This window comes from Rhizobium sp. WYCCWR10014 (assembly GCF_001657485.1).
GTDB lineage: Bacteria > Pseudomonadota > Alphaproteobacteria > Rhizobiales > Rhizobiaceae > Rhizobium.
In genome coordinates this window covers 14,200-35,484 of the sequence record NZ_LXFU01000020.1, presented here as the reverse complement: position 1 = coordinate 35,484, position 21,285 = coordinate 14,200, and the positions used below count along the sequence as shown (strand labels likewise).

The following is a 21,285-nucleotide window of genomic DNA, read 5'->3' as shown; positions in this document are numbered from 1 at the left end:
CGACATGCACAAAAGGAAACATTGAAAAACGCCGCATCGATCAGGTCGATGCGGCGTCTTTCAAGCTCTATTTCGCAAGCTTACCCATCGCCTCGATTTCGTTCGTCCATATGCCCGTCGCATAGTTTGGCGGCAGCCGCGCCAGTTGCGCGGGGTCGTCGATGCCGGTGGAAAAATCGCTGCCGCGATAGGGGCCGAGCACGAAAACCTCGGTCCCGGCATCCGCCATCCGGTTGAGAAAACGATCCGGCCAGCCCCAGAGCCACGGCGCGATATTGATCGGCACCAGCATCATCGCATGTTTGCATTCTTCCGGCAGCAGGCCGGTCCAGCCATAGCCGATATAGCCGAACAGGCAGCCCTTCAGGCTCTTGCGCGAGGCGGTCTTGATATCGGGTGCCATCCGGCGCAGCACGTCGATCGGCTCGTCGCCGCCATAGACAATGATCTCGGCCCGTCTTTCCGTGGAAAACCCGTTGAGCACGGCAGCGAGCTTTTCACCCTCGGAGGGATCGCGGCTCTTGACGTTGATGAGGAAGCGCCGATCCGGAAAACTCGACAGCACCTCGGCAAGGGTCGGCATCATGCCGATGCCCCGGCCACGAAAGGGAAAGGTCTTGCCGCCATCGGCGGTATAGCCATAGCCGATGTCGAGCTTCCTCATGTCAGCCATCGAATGCTCGCGGGTGACGCCATGCCCGTCGGTGCGGCAGTCGAGCGTCCAGTCGTGAAAGACGGCAAATTCGCCGTCGGTCGTCGGATGCACGTCGATCTCGACGATATCGGCGCCGGCCGCAAAGCCTGCCTGCATCGACGGAAGTGTGTTTTCCAGATAGTCGTGCTTCGGCGGCAGCATGCGGCTCGCCGTGCAGGTGTCGTTCTTGAGATCGGTTTCGTCGAACCGCTGGGCTATGCCGCGATGAGCGAGCAGCACCGGCTTTCCGGGCCGATGTTCGGCGAGCAGGCTGGTATTGTTGAGATAGATGCCGGCGGCCGCGACCGCGATCGCCGCCGCACAATAGAAAAACTTCCTGCCCAATGCCGATCCTCCTGGTTGCATCGCAAGGGCTAGAAAGCGATTCTGGTTGTTCTTGGGCTGTTTTCCGGCTTTTCTATGCTGCGGCAACAATGAGTCTGATCGCTATGGAATTTGACGACGACGAGCTCATCCATTTCGAAGCGCATGGCGCCACCCCGTTGCCGCCGGCAGCAGTCGACGGTCATGTCGCCCATGAAGGCGCCCGTATCTGGTATGCGAGCTACGGCGCCGGTCCACCCGTCATTCTGCTGCATGGCGGCCTCGGCCACAGCGGCAACTGGGGCTATCAGGTCCCGGCACTCTTGCGCAGCGGCCACCGCGTCGTGCTTGTCGACAGCCGCGGCCATGGAAGAAGCACCCGCGATTCCCGTCCCTACACCTATGAGTTGATGGCTGCCGATGTGCTCGCCGTCATGGACGAACTGCATCTCGACAAGGCGGCCATCATCGGTTGGAGCGATGGCGCCTGCATCGCTTTGATCCTTGCCATGACGGCGCCGTCCCGGGTCGAGGGCGTCTTTTTCTTTGCCTGCAACATGGATCCGAGTGGCACGCTGGAATTTGTTCCGACTCCGGTCATCGACCGATGCTTCAGCCGACACGCCAGGGATTATGCCGCATTGTCCACCACGCCGGATGATTTTAATCCATTCGTCGAGGCGGTCAGCCTGATGATGCGGACAGAGCCGAACTATCAGGCCGCCGAGTTGGGCCTGATCCGCGTGCCGGTCGCGGTCGTCCTCGCCGAGCACGACGAATTCATCAAGCCAGACCATGCCGAATATCTGGCCCGCAGCATTCCGAACGCTGAGATGATCTATCTCACAGGCGTCAGCCATTTCGCGCCGCTGCAGCGGCCGTCGCAATTTAATGCCGCAGTGGAATCCTTCCTCGATGGATTAGGTTCGTGACGATCGCCGGCGTTGAGCCACGGCGCATTCGCCGGTCCGTCTTCCCGCCCTCTGGCCTCGCGCCCATTTCCCGCTATCTCTCGTTTCATGAGACCTGATGCGCTGCTTTATCCCGCCCCGGAGGGGCTCTATTGCCCGGAAGGCGGCTTTTATGTCGATCCGGTGCGGCCCGTCGAGCAGGCGCTCGTCACCCATGGCCATTCGGACCATGCCCGCCCGGGCCATGTGAACGTGCTTGCCACCCGCCAGACGCTCGACATCATGCGCCTGCGTTACGGCGACGGTTTTTGCGCCAGCGAGCAGGCGGCAGCCTTCGGCGAGGAATTGCTGGTCAACGGCGTCAAGGTAAGCTTTCATCCGGCCGGTCATGTGCTCGGCTCCGCCCAGATCGCCATTGAGAAGAACGGCACACGCATCGTCGTCTCCGGCGACTACAAGCGCCGACCCGATCCGACCTGCGCCGCCTATGAGCCGGTTGCCTGCGATGTCTTCATCACCGAGGCGACCTTCGGCCTGCCGGTCTTCCATCATCCCGATCCCATGGACGAGATCGGCAAGCTCTTGGCATCATTGCGGCAATTTCCCGAGCGCACTCATCTCGTCGGCGCCTATGCGCTCGGCAAGGCCCAGCGCGTCATCCGGCTGCTGCGCGATGCCGGTTATGCCGAACCGATCTATATCCACGGCGCCATGGAAAAACTCTGCGACTATTACATCGAGCAGGGCATCGATCTCGGCGAGCTGCTGCCGGCGACGATCGAAAGCCGCGACAAGTCCGCCTTCAAGGGTGCGGTCGTCATCGGCCCGTCATCGGCTTTCGCCGACCGCTGGGCCCGGCGCTTCAACGAGCCGCTGCCGGCCTTCGCCTCCGGCTGGATGATGGTGCGCCAGCGCGCCAAACAGCTCGGCGTCGAACTGCCGCTCGTCATCTCCGATCATTGCGACTGGCCGGAACTGACCGAAACGATCCGGGAATTGCACCCGGCCGAGGTCTGGGTGACGCATGGCCGCGAGGAGGCCCTGGTGCGCTGGTGCCAATTGCAGGGCATCAAGGCGAAGCCGCTGCATCTGGTGGGTTATGAGGATGAGGGGGATTGAGGATGGAGTTTGTCGCTGAAAACCCCTCCCCAACCCCTCCCCACAAGGGGGAGGGGCTTAACGCGCGGCCCTCGCCGTATTCATCTACCGGCGCAGAGCCTGCGGCCGGCTTGTTGGTTTGCGAGGCGGTGCCACGGCTTAGTCCCTCCCCCTTGTGGGGAGGGGTTGGGGAGGGGTTTTTTCCATATGCCATTGGGAAGTGGCTTTCCTCCCGAGTCGGGAGGCACCCATGAAAGCCTTCGCCGACCTCCTCGACCGCCTGGTGCTGACCCCCAGCCGCAACGGCAAGCTGAAGCTGCTGACCGACTATTTCCGCGACACGCCGGACCCTGACCGCGGCTATGGGCTTGCCGCCATTGCCGGCACGCTGGAGGTGCGCAACGTCAAGCCCGCCATGCTGCGCGAGCTGGTGCTGGAGCGCATGGACGAGGTGCTGTTTCGCTATTCCTACGATTATGTCGGCGATCTTGCCGAAACCATCTCGCTCGTCTGGGACAATGAGAGGGATATCGACCGTTCGGCCCTTGCCCAGCCGCGGCTTGGCGAGGTCGTCGCCGGTATGAATGCGCTCGGCCGCACCGAAGTGCGCAGCTACGTCCGCGATCTTCTCGATCGGCTGGATTCGTCCGGCCGTTTCGCCTTCATCAAACTTGCCACCGGCGCCATGCGCATCGGCGTTTCCGCCCGCCTTGCCAAGCAGGCGCTCGCCGATCTCGGCGACAAGGACGTCACCGAGATCGAAACCCTCTGGCATGGCCTGCAGCCGCCCTATGAAACATTGTTCGAATGGCTGGCGGGTGGCGGAGAAAAACCGGTACTGGCGACACCGGCGATCTTCCACTCCGTCATGCTCGCCAATGCGGTGGAGGAGGGCGATCTTGCCGGTCTCGATCCGGCCCACTATGTCGCCGAATGGAAATGGGACGGCATCCGCGTCCAGCTCTCCCGCTCCGGCGATAGGCGCAAGATCTATTCCCGCTCCGGCGACGACATATCAGGCGCCTTTCCCGATATTCTCGACGCGATCAATTTTTCAGGCGTCGTCGACGGCGAGCTGCTGGTTGGCGGCACCGCCCGCTCCAACAGCCCGACCCGCACCTTCTCCGACCTGCAACAGCGCCTGAACCGCAAGACGGTGACGGCAAAGATGCTTGGCGATTACCCCGCTTTCATCCGCACCTATGATCTGCTCTTCGATGATGATGAGGATGTTCGCGGCCGCACCTATGTCGATCGCCGCGACCGGCTGACCGAGATCATCGACCGTGCCCCGCACGACCGTTTCGACCTCTCGCCGCTCGTGCCGTTCTCGTCGTGGGAAGAGCTCGACGTCCTGCGTGCCGCGCCGCCCGACCCGGTCATCGAAGGCGTGATGATCAAGCGCCGCGACAGCGTCTACCAGGCCGGCCGCATGAAGGGCCCCTGGTTCAAGTGGAAGCGCAACCCCTATAATGTCGATGCGGTGCTGATGTATGCCCAGCGCGGCCATGGCAAGCGCTCCAGCTACTATTCCGATTTCACCTTCGGCGTCTGGGCCGATGATGAGGACGGCGAACAGCTGGTGCCCGTCGGCAAGGCCTATTTCGGCTTTACCGATGCCGAACTCGAGGTGCTCGACAAATTCGTGCGCAACAATACCACCGAGCGTTTCGGCCCGGTGCGAGCGGTGCGCGCCGACAAGGATTTCGGCTTCGTCGTCGAAGTGGCCTTCGAGGGGATCAACCGCTCGACCCGGCACAAATCGGGGGTCGCCATGCGTTTCCCCCGCATTGCCCGCCTTCGCCCCGACAAGCCTTCCTACGAGGCCGACCGGCTGCGCACGCTGATCGCCATGATCGATGCCAAGCCGGCGTGAAGTTGCATACCCTGCGCAACAATGACGCAGGGCAATATTTTCAACAGCATGTGTATTGGCGGCAACGATCTTCCGGTGCAGATTCTGCGTGCCGGGAAAATGATGGGTGCGTTATGAGCTCGCTTGAACAAAATTCCTTTTTCCGTCAACGCCGTGCCGTTCTGGCGGGGCTTGCCGGTGCACTCGTCTTGCCGCGCATGGCAGCCGCGTTTGATGTCCCGGACGAGCCGCGCCTTGCCAAGCACGACTATGCCAAGGTCCGCCACCAATTCCGCACCAAGCTGTTGCAGAAGGGCCCGGCGCCCGACAAATACGAACCGCTGAATGCGCCTGCCGATGCCGACAAGATCTTCTACCGCTCGGGCTACGGCGAGCTGGAACTGGCAGCCTGGGTCTCGAAATACAAGCGCGAGCGCGCCGCCAAGCCTGCCGTGCTCTTCCTGCACGGCGGCAATGCCATGGGCATCGGCCACTGGCAGTTGATGAAGCCCTATATGGATGCCGGTTACGTTGTGATGATGCCGTCGCTGCGCGGCGAAAACGGCCAAATGGGCAATTTTTCCGGCTTCTACGACGAGGTCGACGACGTGCTCGCCGCCACCGAGCGCCTGGCGCATCTGCCGGGTGTCGATCCCGAGCGTCTCTTCATCGCCGGCCACAGCATCGGCGGCACGCTGACAATGCTGACGGCGATGACCACCCACAAGTTCCGCGCCGCCGCGCCGATTTCGGGCAACCCCAACGCCTTCCGCTTTTTCAGCCGCTATCCCCAGGACATCCGCTTCGACGACAGCAACGCACATGAATTCGAGGTGCGTTCGGCCCTTTGTTATGCCCACAGCTTCAAATGCCCGGTGCGTGTCGTCCACGGCACGGAGGAGCCGCATTTCAACGACCGCGCCGATCTGCTTGCCCGCCGCGCCCGCGCCGCCGGCATCCATATCGAGACCGAAACCGTCGCCGGCAATCATACCTCAGCGCTGCCGGCCGAGATCGAACAGAGCATTCGTTTCTTCCACGGGGTGGCAGCCTGAATTCCAGCCGCTTAGAGGGCCATTGGCCCTATATTGCTGGAATGACGACGAACGCTAAGAGCATGCCACAGAGCACGATTGTGCCGAACGACTTTCCCGAGCTGAAATCGCTCGCCTGGAATCGCGATCCCGCGCGCGCTATACCCGCCGGCGAGGCCTTCGCGCTTTATGAACGCAACTGGCGTTTCGTCGATACCGGCAGGCTGACAGAACGGGAGACGCAACTGATCGGCGATCTGGCCGCCACCTATGGCAACGGCGTCCTGCTCGTTTCCTGATCCCACCTCAACGCCAGCCTCGCGCCAGCCGCAGATGCCATCGTTCCGGCAGATATCGCTGTCTCGCCGATCGTTGATAAGGGTGGTTCCATGAATTTTCTGCGCCGGGTCTTCCCGCTTGCCGGGCTTGTGATCGCGGTTGCGTCGCTAAGCGGCTGCAACATCCTCATTCCCGATGTCGCCGCTGATTCGCCCGCCCGCTTCGTCCAGGAAACCTCGCCGGTCTTCTATCAGCCGCCCGGCGTCGATCCACGCCGGGTGCGGCCGATCCCCGATCAGCCGGTGCCGCAGACGCGTGAGCTCTACAAGACCCAGTTCCACCAGACCTATGGCCTGCCGGTCAGCAATCCGGTGCATATGGCGATGTATGGCCAGCTGCGTGACGAGGATTTCACCCTGCCGGCGGTCCCGGTCAGCCGCGTACAGCCGCAGTTCCTGCGCCAGGAGGTCGACTATCAGACGATCGAACGTCCCGGCACCGTGGTCATCGATACCAAGGCGCATTTCCTCTATTTCGTCGAGGGCAACGGCAAGGCGATGCGCTACGGCGTCGGTCTCGGCCGCGACGGCTACGCCTGGTCCGGCCGCGGCGTCATCCAGTGGAAGCAGAAATGGCCGCGCTGGACGCCGTCGGTCGAAATGGTCTCGCGCCAGCCTGAAGTTCGCCCTTTCGGGGCGGAGAATGGCGGCATGAATCCGGGGCTGATGAACCCGCTCGGCGCGCGCGCCATGTATATCTTCAAGGACGGGCAGGATACGCTCTACCGCGTCCACGGCACACCCGACTGGCAGTCGATCGGCAAGGCCACCTCGTCGGGCTGCGTGCGCATGCTGAACCAGGACGTCATCGATCTTTACGACCGCGTTCCTGCCAAGGCCGAGATCGTTGTGATGTAGCGCTGCAACAGCGCGGCCCATATCGTCTGCTCCGGACCAGACACGTCTGCGTGAAGCTATGGTTTATTTGGCGCAAGCCGATAGATCTTCTCATGTTGTTATCGGCATCGGACGAATCACCGGCTTCCCGGCGTCTCGTCCGGCTTCCCGCATCAGAGGAAATCAGTCCCGCGTCATGAGCTTCGATAGACATCTTTCCCGCCGCAGCTTTCTTTCCTTTTCGGCGTTGACCGCAGCCTCCGCGCTCACCGGCTGCGCCTCCTCAGCCAACACGGTGACATCAGGCGATACGAGGATCATTTACCGTTCGCCCATGCGCCTGTTTCAGTCGATGGGAACATCGAGCGTGCCGAGTGGGGCCGAGCTTGCCGTCATGTATGGCCCCATCGAAGACGGCGGCTTTCTCATTCCAGCCGTTCCCTACGAGCAGATTGATCCGCGCTATTATCGCCAGCGCGTCGTCGATCCCACCGGCCAGCCCCCAGGGACCATCGTCGTCGATACGCCGTCGCGCTTCCTCTATCTCGTCCAGAGCGACGGCATGGCGATGCGTTACGGCGTCGGCATCGGCCGCGAGGGTTTCGCCTGGCAGGGGTCTGGCGTCATCCAGTGGCGTCAGAAATGGCCGCGCTGGAAGCCGCCGAACGAGATGGTCGCCCGCCAGCCGGAACTCGTCAAATATTCGATCGAGAACGGCGGCATGGAGCCGGGTCTGAAGAACCCGCTCGGCGCCCGCGCCCTCTATATCTTCTCGAATGGAGAGGACACGCTCTATCGCCTGCACGGAAATCCCGACTGGCGCTCGATCGGCAAGGCCGTCTCGTCGGGCTGCGTGCGGCTGATGAACCAGGATATCATCGATCTCTACGACCGCGTTCCGACCAAGGCGCCCATCGTCGTCTGGCAATAATCGTCCCCGAGGCGGCCGAAATCCGGCCGCCTCGTACCGATCGTTTTCTCGGGCAAGCAGGCGCTTTGCCCTGGGCAAGAGCTTCATTTTGCCCCCGCGAGAGAATTATTTTCCGAAATACCATTGCTTAATTCGGTAAATATCCTACATGGTGCGTATCGAATTGCTTGCGACCTTTGTCCACGCGCTTGAGCGCTCCGTCAGATATCCTCTCAACATCGATACGGCTTGTCGGATATCTTTTCCGCAGGCGAACACAAACGGTTGAAAAGGAGATCGTTATGAATTCAGGCGTCGTCAAGTGGTTCAATGGCACCAAAGGTTTTGGCTTCATTCAGCCCGATGATGGTTCTACGGACGTTTTTGTCCATATCTCAGCGGTTGAACGCGCCGGAATGCGCGAACTCGTTGAAGGTCAGAAGATCCGCTACGATCTCGTCCGCGACAAGAAGTCCGGCAAGAATTCGGCCGACAACCTTCAGGCCGCATGATTTGTCATTCGCCTCTGCTGACCATGAATATGGCAGCGCGCTGGCCATGTGCTGGCAGCAAGCTGACCACGGATGTACTGGCAGCGAGCTGCCCATACCGGCAGCGGGCTGAGTGACTGGAAGAGGTCGGGTCCGAGCCCGGCCTTTTTGCTTTGATCGCAGGCTTTTCCGGAATGCCCCGCGGTCGTTCCTGAATGACCCCCGGTCGTTCTGATTGACCGATTGAGCAGCCGAAGAGTCGAAGGGACGCTGAAATGGGCAGACCAAACTATAAAGTCGGCGACGTGATCGTGCTGAAATCCGGCCTCACCCGCACGGCGAAAGCTAATAAGCGGTGCCGGATCTCCAGCATCCTTCCCAACGACCATGGGCATGTGCAATATCGCGTCCAGTTCGACGCAGAGAATTTCGAGCGCCGCATCACTGAGGCCGACATCGATACCGGTGAATCTCCGTCTAGGGCTTCCCCCGAGGCGGCGGCCAAGTCTGACGGCGCCGAGCCCTGGCTGAAGTTTTCGAGCATCAAAATCGGGAAGTAGTTCCGGGTTTTTTATTTTGGCCCGGGTTTTTAATTTTGGACAGTGCGGCCTCGCCGCCGCAACAGGAAGGATATCGTTTTGCAGGTACTCGTCAGAGATAACAATGTCGATCAGGCGCTCCGCGTGCTCAAGAAAAAGATGCAGCGCGAAGGCCTGTTCCGGGAGATGAAGGCGCGCAGCGCATTTGAGAAGCCGTCCGAGAAGCGCGCCCGCGAAAAGGCCGAGGCCATTCGCCGCCAGCGCAAGCTCGCCCGCAAGAAGCTGCAGCGCGAAGGTTTGCTGCCGGCACCGAAGAAGGTTCTGCGCCCCACCCGCTAATCCCGGCCGTGGCATCACGGCCCACCGTGGCATCACGGCCCAACCGTGGAATCATGGTTTCTGCCGTGGAGCCGTGGCTTACAGCGCCGCGCGTCTTTTCCAGACGCGCAAACGAGGCTGTAACACTTGAATTTCAGCATAATTCCTTGAACCGATTTCGATTTGAGGAACTATGCGGTAACGCCGCCATCACCTGGGAAAGGGGCACATGACCGCCACCAAGGGAGAATTCTTCAATCCCGCCAAGCTTTCGTCTCGCGACAAGGCGGAAGCGACCGATCACACGGCGCGCGCCATTATCGCCGCCGAGGCAACGGCCCGTGACAAGAAGACGGAGAAGCTGAAAGCACTGCGTTTGCAGCAGGAGGCCGATGCTGAACCTAAGGCGGCGCCTGCGAAGAAGCGCCGGTCGCCGGCTAAGCCGCGGCCCTGATCTCGGCGCGCATGCCGGCTCTGCCGGGTGCCAGTTCTACCGGGTGCCAGTTCTACCGGATGAATGCGTTCAGCCGCCCGTGCCGGCCCGCCCGAGATTGCCCCGCAGCCGATGCAGCATGTCGCGCATCTCGGCCATTTCCTGAAGCGTGCAGCCTGCGGCTTGCCCGATCGCCCCCATGATCGTATCGATCTCCCCCTTCATTGCCTGACCTTGCGGGGTCAGCGACACGATCACCTGCCGTTCGTCGCGCAGGTCGCGGATGCGCTTGAGCAGCCCGCTCTGTTCCAGCCGTTTCAACAGCGGCGATAGCGTGCCGGAATCGAGATCCAGCTGCTCGCCGATCGTCTTGACCGGCAACTCGCCGCGTTCCCACAGCACCAGCATCACCAGATATTGCGGATAAGTCAGGCCGACCCTGTCGAGGATCGGCTTGTAGGCGCGGGTGAAAGCATGCGCCGTCGCGTAGACCGCGAAGCACAACTGCTTTTCCAGCCGTTTCTCCTCTTGCGGTATCTCCATCGTCTTCGTCGTTTGCGCTTTCATATCTATTGTCCTTGAAGCCTGATTGTCCTCTTTTCGAATTCGAAATGCAATTTGCAAAATTCACTTGCGTACAATTTAATTGTGCGATACTAAAAATCCAACCCGATCGAAGGGCCAACCAAAGGAGATTGTCATGCCTATTCTCTATACGACCAAAGCCTCTGCCACCGGCGGCCGCGCGGGCCGCGCCGTTTCCGAAAACGGCGTTCTGGACGTGACGCTGACCGTTCCCAAGGAACTCGGCGGCGACGGCGCAACCGGCACCAATCCCGAACAGCTCTTCGCTGCCGGCTACTCCGCCTGCTTCCTCGGTGCATTGAAATTTGTCGCGGGACAGCAGAAGGTCAAGATTCCGGAAGATACGACGGTTTCCGCCAAGGTCGGCATCGGCCCGCGTGAAGATGGCGGCGGCTTCGGCATCGAAGTGGCGCTGACCGTCAACATCCCGGGTCTCGACCGCGAAACCGCTGAAAAGCTCGCAGCCGCAGCCCACATCGTCTGCCCCTACAGCCACGCGATGCGCACCTCGACCGAGGTCCCGGTTACCGTCGCCTGATCGATTTTAAAAAGCTGGTAGCCGTATCGGCTGCCGCCATCTGCAGGCCGGGTAGGGTACTATCCGGCCGGCTTTGCCGTTTCTGCCATCATTCATGACAGCGCCTGCAGATCCTGCCGCAGCCTTGCGACGCTGCCATCCGGCAGCTTTCCGTCGATCATCGCATGTGTGCTTTCCCAGATCGGCAGTGCTCTTGCCAGCACCGCCTTGCCCTCAGGGGTGAGGCTCAGCAGCCGGCCGCGCCTGTCCCTCGGGTTCTCCATCACCGTTACCCAGCCCTTGCGCTGCAGCGGCTTCAACGCCGCCGTCAGCGTCGTCTGGTCCATGGCGAGCAGGGCTGCGACCGGCCCCATCGGCGGCGGCTCCGGCCGGTTCAGCGACATCATCAGCGAAAACTGCCCGTTGGTCAGGCCGGCCGGCCTCAGCGCATCGTCGAACAGCCGGGCAAGCGCGCGTGCCGCCCGCTGCACATGCAGGCAGAGGCAGGTGTCGCGCACCATCAGCGTCGTGGAAAAGGGAATCTCGATCGAATTTGACATGCCCCATTTCTATTGATATCAATGTATTTAGTCAAGGAGAAGGAGATGAGCCGGCTTCACCGGCAAGCGCCGGAGGAGGGCGCATTCCATGCAGAATGAAGTTGTGTCCCGCGAAGAGTGGCTCGAGGCCCGCCGTGCCCTGCTGGCAAAGGAGCAGGAGGCGACGCGGTTGCGCGACAGCGTCAACGCCGCCCGTCTGGCGCTGCCCTGGGTGAAGGTCGACAAAGATTATGCCTTCGAGACGCCGGAGGGCAGGAAGTCGCTCGCCGATCTCTTCGACGGCCGCAGCCAGTTGCTGATCTACCATTTCATGCTTGGCCCGGATTGGGATGCCGGCTGCACCGGCTGCTCCTTCCTGTCCGATCATGTCGATGGCGCCTTGCCGCATCTGAACCATCACGACGTCACCTGGGTCGCCGTTTCACGCGCGCCGCTCGACAAGATCGCTGCCTATAAACAGCGCATGGGTTGGCAATTTCCCTGGGTTTCTTCCTTCGGCAGCGATTTCAATTTCGATTATCACGTTTCTTTCAGCCCCGAGGATCTTGCCAAAGACAAGGTCTTTTACAATTTCACGCCTATGCAGCCGGCTGATGCCAATGACGAACTGCCGGGTCTGAGCGCTTTCTACCGCAACGACAAGGGCGAGGTCTTCCATACCTATTCGAGTTATGCCCGCGGGCCGGAAGAACTGATCGGCACCCTGATGATCCTCGACCGCGCGCCGAAGGGCCGCAACGAGGACAGCACGATGAATTTCGTGCGCCGCCACGACGAATATGAGGAGGCCAAGGCGCCATCCTGCTGTCACTGAGCCGGAGCATGATGCCGAAAAGTGTAAGCGGTTTTCGGGCGACATCATGCTCTAACGATCCAGCAGTTTTGCGTCCGGAATGCGGACTACGCACCACCATCACTCAAGGGAGAAGAGGATGATGAAGACCGCTGAAGTGCTGAAGGAACATTCCTTCCTGGAAAGACTGGTCGGCGACTGGACCGTCACCGCACCCGACATGAGTGGCGGCGAGCCCTGGACGGAGACCGTCCGCTCGTTGCACGGCATCTGGTTCGTCGCAGAAGGGACCGGCCGCATGCCGGATGGTAAGGAGGCGACCAGCATCCTGACGCTCGGTTACAACGACGCAAAAGGCAAGTATGTCGGCAGCTGGATCGGCAGCATGATGGACTATATGTGGGTCTATGAGGGCGAGGTCGACGCGTCAGGCAATGTGCTGGAACTCTATACCACAGGTCCAGACTTCAATGGCGAGGGGCTTGCCGATTACCGCGAGCAGATCATCTTCGTCGACGCCGATCACCGCACCTTCGTCTCCAGCGCCAAGCAGCAGGACGGGTCCTGGAAGCAGTTCATGGAAGCACATTACGCCCGCAAGATCTGACAATCGCGGCGTTCAACCTCGAGAAAGGGGCCTCGCAAAGAGGCCTCCGAAGAAGGGCGTCGAAAAAGGGAGTGTATGATGTCTGAGACGCATGGAAAGTTCATCTGGTGCGAGTTGATGACCCCCGACACATCGGCTGCCGCGAAATTCTATAGTTCGGTCGTCGGCTGGACCACCTCCGAAATGAAAATGGAGGGCATGCCCACCTACACGATCTTCGAGGCGAACGGCGTCGGCGTCGCCGGCCTGATGGAATTTCCGGCCGAACTCGAGGGCAAGGGCATTCCGCCGAACTGGACGGGTTATGTCGATGTCGACGACGTCGACCAGTCGGCCAAGGATTTCGCCGCCAATGGCGGTTCGGTCCGCCGTCCGCCGGAAGACATCCCGACCATCGGCCGCTTCGCCGTCGTCGCCGATCCGCATGGCGCGGTGCTCTGCATCATGACGCCGGCGCCGATGGAGAAGCCCATGCCGGAACTGGCCTTCGACGCACCCGGCAATATCGGCTGGCGCGAACTCTATGCCGGCAATGGCAAAGAGGCGTTGGCCTTCTATTCCAAGCTGTTCGGCTGGACGAAGGACAGCGAATTCGACATGGGACCGATGGGCGTCTATTATCTTTTCGCCCATAACGGCCGGCAGACCGGCGGCATGATGACCAAGCCGGAAAACATGCCGATGACCTTCTGGTGCTATTATTTCATCGTGCCGACCCTCGATGCCGCGATCGAACGCGTCACCTCAGGCGGCGGCAAGCTCGTCAACGGCCCGATGGAAGTCCCCGGCGGCAGCTGGATCATCCAGGCCACCGACCCACAAGGCGCCTTCTTCTGCCTGGTGGCACCGAAGCGTTAGGCTTTTAGGCGTGGCAGCGTGCGGCAGGACCCCCATACGGTTGCCGCCGCTGCCTTTCCGTCAGAACTTGTAGCTGGTCCCGAAGAGGACCTTGTCCTGCGTGGCGCCGACATCGCCGATGGTCGAGCCGAAGTCCTTGTTGCCGAAATCGGAATGGCGATACTCGCCGCGCACCAGGATATTGTCGGTGACCGCGTGTTCGATACCACCGCCGGCCGTCCAGCCGATCAGGATGCCGTCCTTCTTTCCGGCAGCCGGAATGTCGACCTTGCCGCCGCCGGCTGCCACGCCTGCCGTCGCAAAAAACAGGGTTCGATCCAAAGCGTAACCGACCCGGGCTCGGCCGGAAGCATCCCATTCGAGGTTCGCATTGCCATTTTTCTCGAAGTTGTAGTTGAAGTCGTTCTCGATGCCGTAGACGATATTTCCGGATTGGAAATTATAGCCTGCATGCAGGCCGGATGTACCGCTGTCGATATCCTGATCCGAGCCGAGAATCTCTGCCTGGCTCCAGGAATATCCGCCCTGGGCGCCGAGATAGAAGCCTGACCAGTCATAGGCCGAAGATACTTGCTCGGCGGACGGCGCCGACGGCGTTTCATAGGTGAGATCGGCGGCAACGGCCGGAACGGCAACCGAAAGCGCCAGGGCGGCGCAGGCGACTAGTCTGATATGCATGGAGATGCCTCGTGTTTCATGGGGAGAAAAGCCGAGAGAGCGATCGCGACACCCGGCTCTCAAGAAACCATGCCCCACGCCGGTGTTGCGGAGTGTCCTTTAACATTGAGATTTGTTGCGAACCCTCGCAAAGGACGGGGCGGCACGGCACGCCGCGCCACCCATCACGCGCCTGATCCCACCGAAGCAAAGAATCCTTTCGGGCTTTCCACCTCCACCAGCCGCTTCTTCTCGATCAGCCAGAACCGGTTTCCCACGGCCCGCACGAAACTGCGGTCATGCGAGACCAGCAGGCAGCTCGCTTCATGTGCCATCAACTCGCTCTCCAGCGCCTCCTGTCCGTCGATGTCGAGGTGGTTGGTCGGTTCGTCGAGCAGGTAGAAGTTCGGCTCCGTCAGCCGCAGCACCAGCATGCCGAGCCTGGCCTTCTGGCCGCCGGAGAGCTGGCCGATCGGTTTTGCCTGCATGTCGATCGTCATGCCGGCGCCCGCCAGCAGGGCCCGCGCCCGCTGGTCGCCGACATCGAAGCGGCGGATGATCGTGCCGATCGGCGTGTCGGTGTCGGCAAGATCGGCAAGCGCCTGGTCGCCATAGCCGAGCACCAGCGAGGGGGTCGCCTTGATGCTGTCGCGCACCGTCTCGGGTCTTTCGATCGCCTGTTTCAGCATCGACACCAGCCGCGACTTGCCGGCGCCGTTGAGGCCGAGCAGCACGATGCGGTCGCCCTGGCAGATGAACTGCCGGCCGGTCTTGAACAGCAGCGTTCCATCCGGCGTCGTTACCGCCGCATCCTCCAGCGTCATCAGCACCTTGGCATGGGTGCCGCGGTTTGAAAGCCGGATGGCGCCGGCCGAGCGCTCCAGGTGCGCCGGTTTTGCCGCGTCCTCCAGCTTCTCCGCACGCTGCCTGAGCTGCTTCGTCTTGACGACGAGCAGGTCGCTGCCGGAATTGATGCCGATATTGTTGAGCTTCGCCGCCTGCTTGCGCAATTGCTCCGCCACCTTCATATCGCGCTCGTAGCGCCGGGCTTCGGAAGCGTCGGCCTCGTCGAGGGCGGCGCGTGCCCTGGTATAGGGCAGGGTAAAGACCGGCGATTGCTCCGGCCGCAGGAACAGCGTCCGATTGGTCGTCGCATCGAGGAAGGCGCGATCGTGGCTGGACAGGATAACCGGCACGTCGCGCGGCAGCGCGTTCAACCAGCTCTCCAGCTGCGCGATCTTTTCGAGGTCGAGATGGTTGGTCGGCTCGTCGAGCAGAAGCACGTCGGGCTCGCTCACCCAGGTGCGGGCAAGCATGGCAAGCCGCTGCCATCCGCCGCTCAACTGCTTCAGTGGCCGGCCGCGCATGGCCTCCGGCACGTCGAGCGATTCCAGCACCACATCGACCCGCCAGCTTTCGCTTTCGGCCTGATCGGCCGGCAGCGCCTGCAGCACCGCATCGTAGAACGGCGTGTCGAAAAGGGCAGGCGGCACATTCTGCGCGACATGGCCGACGGTCAGCCCGCGCGCCTTGGTGATCTCGCCCTCGCTCGGCTCCAGCGCACCGGTGATGCAGGCAAGCAGCGTCGATTTCCCCCGCCCGTTGGCGGCGACGAGGCCGATGCGGTCGCCGGCATTGACGACGAGATTGAGCTTGGAAAACAAAGGATTGCCCAGCGTCACGCCGAGATTGCGGATATTGATGAGTGTCATGATCGTTCTCTGGTCTTGACCGGGTGGTCGGCACGATCCGGGGCATTCAGCCATCACGGGATTGCGCGGTTCGAGCCCGGGAAATGAGAGGAATGCGCGCTGTCAATTACGACGCCGCATTGGCCACGAAGGGCAGACCAGGAAGAGATGTCGAGAAACGGTCTCTGGTCAGCCCTGCAAACGCATTTGCAGGGCGTTGACGGGACCACGCTGGCGATTAAACCGAAAATATTGCATTGCGTGATCCTCCTTTCTCAAAAGCTTGCGAGATCCAAATAACATTGCTCGCAAAAAGAGGCAAGGGAGCCGGAGGCGTGCCGATCACCAGCCGTCGCGCCGGCGGTGAGTTGGCAGGAACGGTCACCCCGCCCTCCGTCCTCCTCGGCCTTGAGCCGAGGATCCATGCCCGCTGCTGATGGACGCCGCGTGGATGGTGGGGCAAGCCCGCCTTTACCCGCGTCGCGCTGATGTGCACTTCATTCACCGGGGCCAAGGCCGTGGCTCAGTTGCGCCCAATTCTTGATTTATCCACTCAGCTCACCGGCAATCAACTCCAACCGCCGCTCTATCCCGATACTCTCGAGAAACGTCTCGTCATGGCTGACGACCACGAGCGCGCCGTCATAAGCGCGCAGTCCGGCCTCGACGGCGGCGATCGAGTCGATGTCGAGATGGTTGGTCGGTTCGTCGAGGATCAACAGTGGCGGCGGTGCCGAGCCGAGGACGCAGGCAAGGCCCGCCCGCAGCAATTGCCCGCCGCTCAGCGTCGATACGGTCTGCAGCGCCGCATCCGCCCTGAACATGAAGCGGGCAAGGGCGGCCCGGCAGGTATTTTCATCGGCCAGCGGATTGATCCGACGGAAATTGTCGCGGATCGAGGCCGACGGATCGAGAAGGCTGACCGTCTGATCGAGCATCGAGAAGGCAGTCATGACGCCGACCGTGCCCGCCCAGGGTTTTAGGTCGCCGGTGATGAGCGCCAGCAAGGTCGTTTTGCCCGAGCCGTTGCGGCCGGTGACGGCGATACGCTCCGGTCCCGTCACATCGAAGGAGAGATCGCGGATGACGGGATCGCCCGGCTGGTAGCCGGATGTCACGCCATCCATCTTCAGCACGATCTTGCTGGCAGGCAGCCCGGTCGGCGGCAGGGTGACCGACAAGGGCTGCAGGATCTCGATCTTCTCGCGCGCTGCCCTTGCCTCTTCCAGTGCCTGGGCGCGCCGGCGCTCGGCGAGGCGGGCATTGTCGCCGCCCGTCGTTTCGCTCCGCTCCTTCATGCCGCCGAGCATGATGCGCGGTATGCCGCCCTTGGCGGCCATCTTCCGCCCGGTGCTGTCCCTCTGCGCCTGGCGCTCGACCGTCGCCTGCGCCTTCTTTGCCACCTCGGCCATGCGTTTTTCGGCTTCAGTGAGATCATGCTGTGCCGCCGCGAGCTCAAGGGCCTTGCGCTCGCGATAATGGCTCCAGTTGCCGCCGTAGCGCGTGGCACTGAGCGAGGTCAGCTCGACGATCGCATCGACACTTTCAAGCAGTTCCCGGTCATGGCTGACGATGATGGCGCCGGCCCGCCAGCCTGACACCAGCGCGATCACCGCCTCGCGGCCTTCGCGATCGAGATTGTTTGTGGGCTCGTCGAGCAGCAGAAAATCCGGTTCGGTAAAGATCAGCGCTGCCAGCCCAGCACGTGTGCGCTGCCCACCGGAGAGTGCCGCAAGCGGGGTTTCCGGGGCCACGTCGAGCCCGGTCCGATGGAGGGCTGCGGCAATGCGCGCCTCCAGCATCCAGTCCGCCGATGCAAGCTCGTCGGTCGTTGCCTCGCCGGCTTCAGCGCGGCGAAGAATAGCGAGCGCATCGGTCACGCCGAAGAGATCGGCAACCGTTTCGTCAGATGCTACCTGAACGCTCTGCCGCAGCACGCCAAGGCTGCCGTTGACGGATACGGTGCCCGAATGCGGCTGGACTTCACTGGAGACGAGTTTGAGCAGCGTCGTCTTGCCGACGCCATTACGCCCGACGAGACCAGTACGCTCGGCGCCGAAACTCAGGTCGAGATTGGAAAAAAGCGGCCGCCCGTCAGGCGCGGACCACGAAACTTGGGAGAGGGTGATGGATGCAGGCATGGATATGGATTTCCCGGTTGGCAAGGCGAACTGGCGTTGCGATCGGGTTGAAATCCATTGCGGCACACATCCTGTTGAAATGGTCGATGGCAGGGAATTTAGGGAATAAACGCTGCGGGTTCAAGGTTAAGCAACCAATCGGGCGGCAGGCGGCGATATTGCTCCCTCTTCTCCCCAGCGGGGAGAAGGTGGCCCGAAGGGTCGGATGAGGGGGCCGCACGGTACCCCGTTGCTGCCTTTCGCCGGCCGCTCAAGGCGTTCGTCGCTGACGCTTCTCACACCCCCTCATCTGCCTGCCGGCATCTTCTCCCCGCTGGGGAGAAGGGACCCAGGCTTACCGCTTCAAGCTCCCCAATATCCCACGCACCAGCGCCCGGCCGACTTGTGTCGCCACCGTGCGCGCCACGCTCTTCATTGCCGCTTCCACCACCGTTTCGCGCTGGTAGCCGGAAGTCCTGCCGCGCGATTGGCCGCGGCCCTGGTTGTCGTCGTCATTGCCGCCGCCGAAGCCCGGCAGGTTCCAGCCGGAGGTAGTGTTGCCCTGTTGCTGAGGCGCTTCTTCCTGGGCTCGCTTGGCGGCTTCGGCATCGGCCGCCTTCTTCGCCCGTGCGGCCAGCAGCTCGAAGGCGGATTCGCGGTCGATATCCTCGTCATAGATGCCGAGAACCGGGCTCCTGTCCATGATCTGCCGGCGCTCGTCATCCGTCACCGGGCCGACGCGGCCGGATGGGGGGCGGATCAGCGTGCGCTCGACGATCGAAGGCGCGCCCTTGGCCTCCAGCGTTGAAACCAATGCCTCGCCGGTGCCGAGATTGGTGATGACGGTGGCGCAATCGAAAGCCGGATTGGCCCGGAATGTATCGGCCGCCGTCCTGACCGCCTTCTGCTCGCGCGGCGAATAGGCGCGAAGCGCATGCTGCGCCCGGTTGCCGAGCTGGGCGAGCACCGTTTCCGGCACGTCGAGCGGGTTCTGCGTCACGAAATAGACGCCGACGCCCTTGGAACGGATCAACCGCACCACCTGCTCGACGCGTTCGGTCAGCACCTTCGGCGCATCGTTGAAGAGCAGGTGCGCCTCGTCGAAGAAGAAGACGAGCTTCGGCTTGTCGGGATCGCCCACCTCGGGCAATTCCTCGAAGAGCTCGGAAAGCAGCCAGAGCAGGAAGGTGGCGTAAAGCCGCGGGTTCATCATCAGCTTGTCGGCGGCCAGCACCGAGATCTGGCCGTAGCCATTATTGCTGGTGCGCATGATGTCGGTGATCTTCAGCGCCGGTTCGCCGAAGAAATGCTCCGCACCCTGCTGTTCGAGAACGAGCAGCGCCCGCTGGATCGAGCCGACCGAGGCCTTGGAGATCAGCCCGTATTGGTTGGAAAGTTGGCTGGCGTTCTCGCCCATATAGTTCAAGAGCGAGCTGAAATCCTTGAGGTCGAGCAATGGCAGGCCGCCCTGGTCGGCGATCTTGAAGGCGATGTTGATGACGCCTTCCTGCGGTTCGGAGGCATCCATCAGGCGAGCGAGCAGCAGCGGTCCCATCTCGGCGATGGTGGTGCGCACCCGGTGGCCCTTCTCGCCAAACAGATCCCAGAAGATCACCGGAAACTGGTCGAATTCGTAGTCGGCAAAGCCGATCTGCTCGGCGCGCTTCGTCAGGAAATCCCTGGGCTCGCCCTTGGCGGCGATGCCGGAAAGATCGCCCTTGATGTCGGCCGCAAACACCGGAACGCCGGCCCGTGAGAAACCTTCGGCCAGCACCTGCAGCGTCACCGTCTTGCCGGTGCCGGTGGCGCCGGTGACGAGGCCGTGGCGATTGCCGAATTTCAGGTCGAGATATTCCGGCTTGTTGATGCTGTCATCGGGATTGCGGCTCGCGCCGATGAAAATCTTGCCATCCTCGATCATTCGGAATGCTCCTTTGGGGCTCTGCCGCCATTTGTATGAGAAGGCGTGCTTCCGCCGCCTTCATCGAACCATCGTTTCCCTGTTATAAGCAGGCATGTGCATGCGGACAACTGTTTGCATTGAAAGCAAAACCGGACAAAGTGCGACCCGGGGAGGGGTCGGCTTGAGTTGCGGTCGAATCTCGATTAACGTTGACGTTAACGTCAAAAAACAGGAGGCTGACGATGAATGAAATTGTGACCCAGATCGCCGATCGCGTGGGTATTGCGCCTGATCTGGCCGAAAAGGCGCTCGGCATGATGCTCGGCTTTCTGCAGCGCGAGGCCGCCGATGGCCCGGTTGCCAAGATGATCGAAGCGATCCCCGGCGGCGCCGATCTCGTCGCCCAGTTCAACGGCGCCGGTGCCGGCGGCGGCGGCCTGCTCGGCGGGCTGATGAGCTCGCTCGGCGGCGGCGGCATCATGGGGCTCGGCCAGCAGCTGATGGGTGAAGGCCTCGGCATGGGCGAGATCACCTCGCTTGCCAAGGAAACCATCGCGATCGCCAAGCAATATGCCGGCGAAGAGGTCGTCGACGAGGTCGTCGCTTCCGTTCCGGGCCTCAGTCAGTTCGTCTGAGACGAGAGATCGGCATGAGCCTCGCGTTGTCGCGGGGCTCATTGTTCTCGCTTCGGAAGTCCCGGAGTGAAGAGCAAGCGCTGTCCCTTGGATGGAAGGAAAGCCCCATGACCGTCTGGCGCCCATCGCAGCAAATCAGGGTGAAGGTGATCGGTCTTGCCTGGCGGAAAGACCAGCTGCTCGCAGCCGAAGTGGAGGATGACAGCGGCCGCATCAAGGGCGTTCGCCCGCTTGGCGGCGCCATTGAATTCGGCGAGAGCCGCGAAGAAGCCTTGCACCGTGAATTCAGGGAGGAACTCGAGACTGATATCCGCATCGTCGGCCCCTGGCATCTGCTTGAAAACATCTACGAGCATCATGGCGCGACCGGTCACGAATTCATCTTCGCCGCCGATATCGAACTGACCGATGCATCGCTCTATCAGCGCGACGAAATCCACTATTCCGAGCTCGACGAGACGGCGGCGACGGCGCGCTGGTTCGGCCGTGACAGGCTGCGGGACGCCGGCATCGAACTCTATCCGACAGGTCTCGACAGACTGCTGTCGCGATGGCGCGATTGAACTGGAGATCGCCC

Annotated in this window: 25 protein-coding genes; 18 read left to right on the top strand and 7 right to left on the bottom strand. The window is 61.9% G+C overall.

The window, feature by feature from the left end; genetic code table 11:
- Positions 1-67: 67 nt before the first annotated feature.
- Positions 68-1,039: a glycerophosphodiester phosphodiesterase family protein gene (locus A6U98_RS01485; protein ID WP_064647427.1), complete on the bottom strand. Its 972-nt coding sequence runs from the start codon at positions 1,037-1,039 to the stop codon at positions 68-70.
- A gap of 104 nt (positions 1,040-1,143) precedes the next feature.
- On the opposite strand from A6U98_RS01485, the gene A6U98_RS01480 reads away from it, so the two are divergent.
- The 11 genes from A6U98_RS01480 (at position 1,144) to A6U98_RS01430 (ending at position 9,803) form a co-directional block, all read left to right on the top strand.
- Positions 1,144-1,950: an alpha/beta hydrolase gene (locus A6U98_RS01480; RefSeq protein ID WP_064647425.1), complete on the top strand. Its 807-nt coding sequence runs from the start codon at positions 1,144-1,146 to the stop codon at positions 1,948-1,950.
- Between the two features lie 87 nt (positions 1,951-2,037).
- Positions 2,038-3,048: a ligase-associated DNA damage response exonuclease gene (locus tag A6U98_RS01475; RefSeq protein WP_029874314.1), complete on the top strand. Its 1,011-nt coding sequence runs from the start codon at positions 2,038-2,040 to the stop codon at positions 3,046-3,048.
- 229 nt (positions 3,049-3,277) lie between these two features.
- A complete protein-coding gene (locus tag A6U98_RS01470; RefSeq protein ID WP_064647423.1) occupies positions 3,278-4,903 on the top strand; it encodes a cisplatin damage response ATP-dependent DNA ligase in 1,626 nt (541 codons plus the stop codon).
- A 113-nt stretch (positions 4,904-5,016) separates the two neighbouring features.
- On the top strand, positions 5,017-5,937 hold the full coding sequence (locus A6U98_RS01465; protein WP_064647421.1) for an alpha/beta fold hydrolase: 921 nt from the start codon (positions 5,017-5,019) through the stop codon (positions 5,935-5,937).
- A gap of 41 nt (positions 5,938-5,978) precedes the next feature.
- Complete coding sequence (locus A6U98_RS01460; RefSeq protein ID WP_064647419.1) at positions 5,979-6,215, top strand: hypothetical protein; 237 nt, start codon at positions 5,979-5,981, stop codon at positions 6,213-6,215.
- Positions 6,216-6,305: 90 nt separating this feature from the next.
- Positions 6,306-7,112, top strand: a complete 807-nt coding sequence (locus A6U98_RS01455; RefSeq protein WP_064647418.1) for a L,D-transpeptidase — start codon at positions 6,306-6,308, stop codon at positions 7,110-7,112.
- A gap of 175 nt (positions 7,113-7,287) precedes the next feature.
- Positions 7,288-8,022, top strand: coding sequence for a L,D-transpeptidase (locus A6U98_RS01450; protein ID WP_064647415.1), 735 nt, complete (start codon positions 7,288-7,290; stop codon positions 8,020-8,022).
- Positions 8,023-8,303: 281 nt separating this feature from the next.
- The gene (locus A6U98_RS01445) at positions 8,304-8,513 is read left to right on the top strand and encodes a cold-shock protein (RefSeq protein WP_003546468.1); all 210 of its coding nucleotides are present in this window, start codon (positions 8,304-8,306) and stop codon (positions 8,511-8,513) included.
- A gap of 254 nt (positions 8,514-8,767) precedes the next feature.
- Entirely contained in the window at positions 8,768-9,052 is a 285-nt protein-coding gene (locus tag A6U98_RS01440) for a hypothetical protein (protein ID WP_064647414.1), read from the top strand.
- Positions 9,053-9,130: 78 nt separating this feature from the next.
- Positions 9,131-9,370 (top strand): 30S ribosomal protein S21, encoded by a 240-nt coding sequence (gene rpsU / locus A6U98_RS01435; protein ID WP_003546477.1) that lies wholly within the window; start codon positions 9,131-9,133, stop codon positions 9,368-9,370.
- Between the two features lie 208 nt (positions 9,371-9,578).
- Positions 9,579-9,803, top strand: a complete 225-nt coding sequence (locus A6U98_RS01430) for a hypothetical protein (RefSeq protein ID WP_064647412.1) — start codon at positions 9,579-9,581, stop codon at positions 9,801-9,803.
- A 69-nt stretch (positions 9,804-9,872) separates the two neighbouring features.
- On the opposite strand, the gene A6U98_RS01425 is transcribed toward A6U98_RS01430, so the two are convergent.
- Positions 9,873-10,349, bottom strand: coding sequence for a MarR family transcriptional regulator (locus tag A6U98_RS01425; RefSeq protein ID WP_064647410.1), 477 nt, complete (start codon positions 10,347-10,349; stop codon positions 9,873-9,875).
- Between the two features lie 133 nt (positions 10,350-10,482).
- Between A6U98_RS01425 and A6U98_RS01420 the strand changes: the two genes are divergently transcribed.
- Positions 10,483-10,905: an organic hydroperoxide resistance protein gene (locus tag A6U98_RS01420; protein WP_003546481.1), complete on the top strand. Its 423-nt coding sequence runs from the start codon at positions 10,483-10,485 to the stop codon at positions 10,903-10,905.
- A gap of 92 nt (positions 10,906-10,997) precedes the next feature.
- Here the strand turns inward: A6U98_RS01420 and A6U98_RS01415 are convergent, their stop codons facing one another.
- Positions 10,998-11,444 (bottom strand): MarR family winged helix-turn-helix transcriptional regulator, encoded by a 447-nt coding sequence (locus tag A6U98_RS01415; protein WP_064647408.1) that lies wholly within the window; start codon positions 11,442-11,444, stop codon positions 10,998-11,000.
- An 88-nt stretch (positions 11,445-11,532) separates the two neighbouring features.
- On the opposite strand from A6U98_RS01415, the gene A6U98_RS01410 reads away from it, so the two are divergent.
- From A6U98_RS01410 to A6U98_RS01400, 3 genes are all read left to right on the top strand, one after another.
- On the top strand, positions 11,533-12,258 hold the full coding sequence (locus A6U98_RS01410; RefSeq protein ID WP_064647406.1) for a thioredoxin family protein: 726 nt from the start codon (positions 11,533-11,535) through the stop codon (positions 12,256-12,258).
- A 118-nt stretch (positions 12,259-12,376) separates the two neighbouring features.
- On the top strand, positions 12,377-12,844 hold the full coding sequence (locus A6U98_RS01405; RefSeq protein WP_064647404.1) for a DUF1579 domain-containing protein: 468 nt from the start codon (positions 12,377-12,379) through the stop codon (positions 12,842-12,844).
- A 78-nt stretch (positions 12,845-12,922) separates the two neighbouring features.
- Positions 12,923-13,702 carry a VOC family protein gene (locus tag A6U98_RS01400; RefSeq protein ID WP_064647454.1) on the top strand — a complete coding sequence of 260 codons (780 nt, stop codon included), beginning with the start codon at positions 12,923-12,925 and terminating at the stop codon, positions 13,700-13,702.
- Positions 13,703-13,762: 60 nt separating this feature from the next.
- Here the strand turns inward: A6U98_RS01400 and A6U98_RS01395 are convergent, their stop codons facing one another.
- From A6U98_RS01395 to A6U98_RS01385, 3 genes are all read right to left on the bottom strand, one after another.
- Positions 13,763-14,380, bottom strand: a complete 618-nt coding sequence (locus A6U98_RS01395; protein WP_064647403.1) for an outer membrane protein — start codon at positions 14,378-14,380, stop codon at positions 13,763-13,765.
- 164 nt (positions 14,381-14,544) lie between these two features.
- The gene (locus tag A6U98_RS01390) at positions 14,545-16,071 is read right to left on the bottom strand and encodes an ABC-F family ATP-binding cassette domain-containing protein (RefSeq protein WP_064647401.1); all 1,527 of its coding nucleotides are present in this window, start codon (positions 16,069-16,071) and stop codon (positions 14,545-14,547) included.
- 524 nt (positions 16,072-16,595) lie between these two features.
- On the bottom strand, positions 16,596-18,191 hold the full coding sequence (locus tag A6U98_RS01385) for an ABC-F family ATP-binding cassette domain-containing protein (RefSeq protein ID WP_064647399.1): 1,596 nt from the start codon (positions 18,189-18,191) through the stop codon (positions 16,596-16,598).
- On the opposite strand from A6U98_RS01385, the gene A6U98_RS37965 reads away from it, so the two are divergent.
- A complete protein-coding gene (locus A6U98_RS37965) occupies positions 18,178-18,300 on the top strand; it encodes a hypothetical protein (protein WP_280818220.1) in 123 nt (40 codons plus the stop codon). The genes A6U98_RS01385 and A6U98_RS37965 overlap by 14 nt on opposite strands.
- 225 nt (positions 18,301-18,525) lie before the next feature.
- Here A6U98_RS37965 and A6U98_RS01380 read toward each other — a convergent pair whose 3' ends face one another.
- Positions 18,526-20,091, bottom strand: a complete 1,566-nt coding sequence (locus A6U98_RS01380) for a helicase HerA-like C-terminal domain-containing protein (protein WP_064647397.1) — start codon at positions 20,089-20,091, stop codon at positions 18,526-18,528.
- A gap of 224 nt (positions 20,092-20,315) precedes the next feature.
- On the opposite strand from A6U98_RS01380, the gene A6U98_RS01375 reads away from it, so the two are divergent.
- Together A6U98_RS01375 and A6U98_RS01370 are read left to right on the top strand one after the other, a co-directional pair.
- Positions 20,316-20,708, top strand: coding sequence for a hypothetical protein (locus A6U98_RS01375; protein ID WP_003546502.1), 393 nt, complete (start codon positions 20,316-20,318; stop codon positions 20,706-20,708).
- A gap of 107 nt (positions 20,709-20,815) precedes the next feature.
- Positions 20,816-21,271, top strand: a complete 456-nt coding sequence (locus A6U98_RS01370; RefSeq protein WP_064647395.1) for an NUDIX domain-containing protein — start codon at positions 20,816-20,818, stop codon at positions 21,269-21,271.
- Positions 21,272-21,285 lie beyond the last annotated feature (14 nt).

Coding starts and splice junctions, on each gene's coding strand:
- A6U98_RS01385 (WP_064647399.1), bottom strand. CDS start 18,191: ATGCCTGCATCCATCACCCTCTCCCAAGTTTCGTGGTCCGCGCCTGAC.
- A6U98_RS01400 (WP_064647454.1), top strand. CDS start 12,923: ATGTCTGAGACGCATGGAAAGTTCATCTGGTGCGAGTTGATGACCCCC.
- A6U98_RS37965 (WP_280818220.1), top strand. CDS start 18,178: ATGGATGCAGGCATGGATATGGATTTCCCGGTTGGCAAGGCGAACTGG.
- A6U98_RS01455 (WP_064647418.1), top strand. CDS start 6,306: ATGAATTTTCTGCGCCGGGTCTTCCCGCTTGCCGGGCTTGTGATCGCG.
- A6U98_RS01370 (WP_064647395.1), top strand. CDS start 20,816: ATGACCGTCTGGCGCCCATCGCAGCAAATCAGGGTGAAGGTGATCGGT.
- A6U98_RS01445 (WP_003546468.1), top strand. CDS start 8,304: ATGAATTCAGGCGTCGTCAAGTGGTTCAATGGCACCAAAGGTTTTGGC.
- A6U98_RS01480 (WP_064647425.1), top strand. CDS start 1,144: ATGGAATTTGACGACGACGAGCTCATCCATTTCGAAGCGCATGGCGCC.
- A6U98_RS01460 (WP_064647419.1), top strand. CDS start 5,979: ATGACGACGAACGCTAAGAGCATGCCACAGAGCACGATTGTGCCGAAC.
- A6U98_RS01470 (WP_064647423.1), top strand. CDS start 3,278: ATGAAAGCCTTCGCCGACCTCCTCGACCGCCTGGTGCTGACCCCCAGC.
- A6U98_RS01475 (WP_029874314.1), top strand. CDS start 2,038: ATGAGACCTGATGCGCTGCTTTATCCCGCCCCGGAGGGGCTCTATTGC.
- A6U98_RS01395 (WP_064647403.1), bottom strand. CDS start 14,380: ATGCATATCAGACTAGTCGCCTGCGCCGCCCTGGCGCTTTCGGTTGCC.
- A6U98_RS01375 (WP_003546502.1), top strand. CDS start 20,316: ATGAATGAAATTGTGACCCAGATCGCCGATCGCGTGGGTATTGCGCCT.
- A6U98_RS01405 (WP_064647404.1), top strand. CDS start 12,377: ATGATGAAGACCGCTGAAGTGCTGAAGGAACATTCCTTCCTGGAAAGA.
- A6U98_RS01420 (WP_003546481.1), top strand. CDS start 10,483: ATGCCTATTCTCTATACGACCAAAGCCTCTGCCACCGGCGGCCGCGCG.
- A6U98_RS01410 (WP_064647406.1), top strand. CDS start 11,533: ATGCAGAATGAAGTTGTGTCCCGCGAAGAGTGGCTCGAGGCCCGCCGT.
- A6U98_RS01430 (WP_064647412.1), top strand. CDS start 9,579: ATGACCGCCACCAAGGGAGAATTCTTCAATCCCGCCAAGCTTTCGTCT.
- A6U98_RS01465 (WP_064647421.1), top strand. CDS start 5,017: ATGAGCTCGCTTGAACAAAATTCCTTTTTCCGTCAACGCCGTGCCGTT.
- A6U98_RS01380 (WP_064647397.1), bottom strand. CDS start 20,091: ATGATCGAGGATGGCAAGATTTTCATCGGCGCGAGCCGCAATCCCGAT.
- A6U98_RS01450 (WP_064647415.1), top strand. CDS start 7,288: ATGAGCTTCGATAGACATCTTTCCCGCCGCAGCTTTCTTTCCTTTTCG.
- A6U98_RS01390 (WP_064647401.1), bottom strand. CDS start 16,071: ATGACACTCATCAATATCCGCAATCTCGGCGTGACGCTGGGCAATCCT.
- A6U98_RS01415 (WP_064647408.1), bottom strand. CDS start 11,444: ATGTCAAATTCGATCGAGATTCCCTTTTCCACGACGCTGATGGTGCGC.
- A6U98_RS01425 (WP_064647410.1), bottom strand. CDS start 10,349: ATGAAAGCGCAAACGACGAAGACGATGGAGATACCGCAAGAGGAGAAA.
- A6U98_RS01440 (WP_064647414.1), top strand. CDS start 8,768: ATGGGCAGACCAAACTATAAAGTCGGCGACGTGATCGTGCTGAAATCC.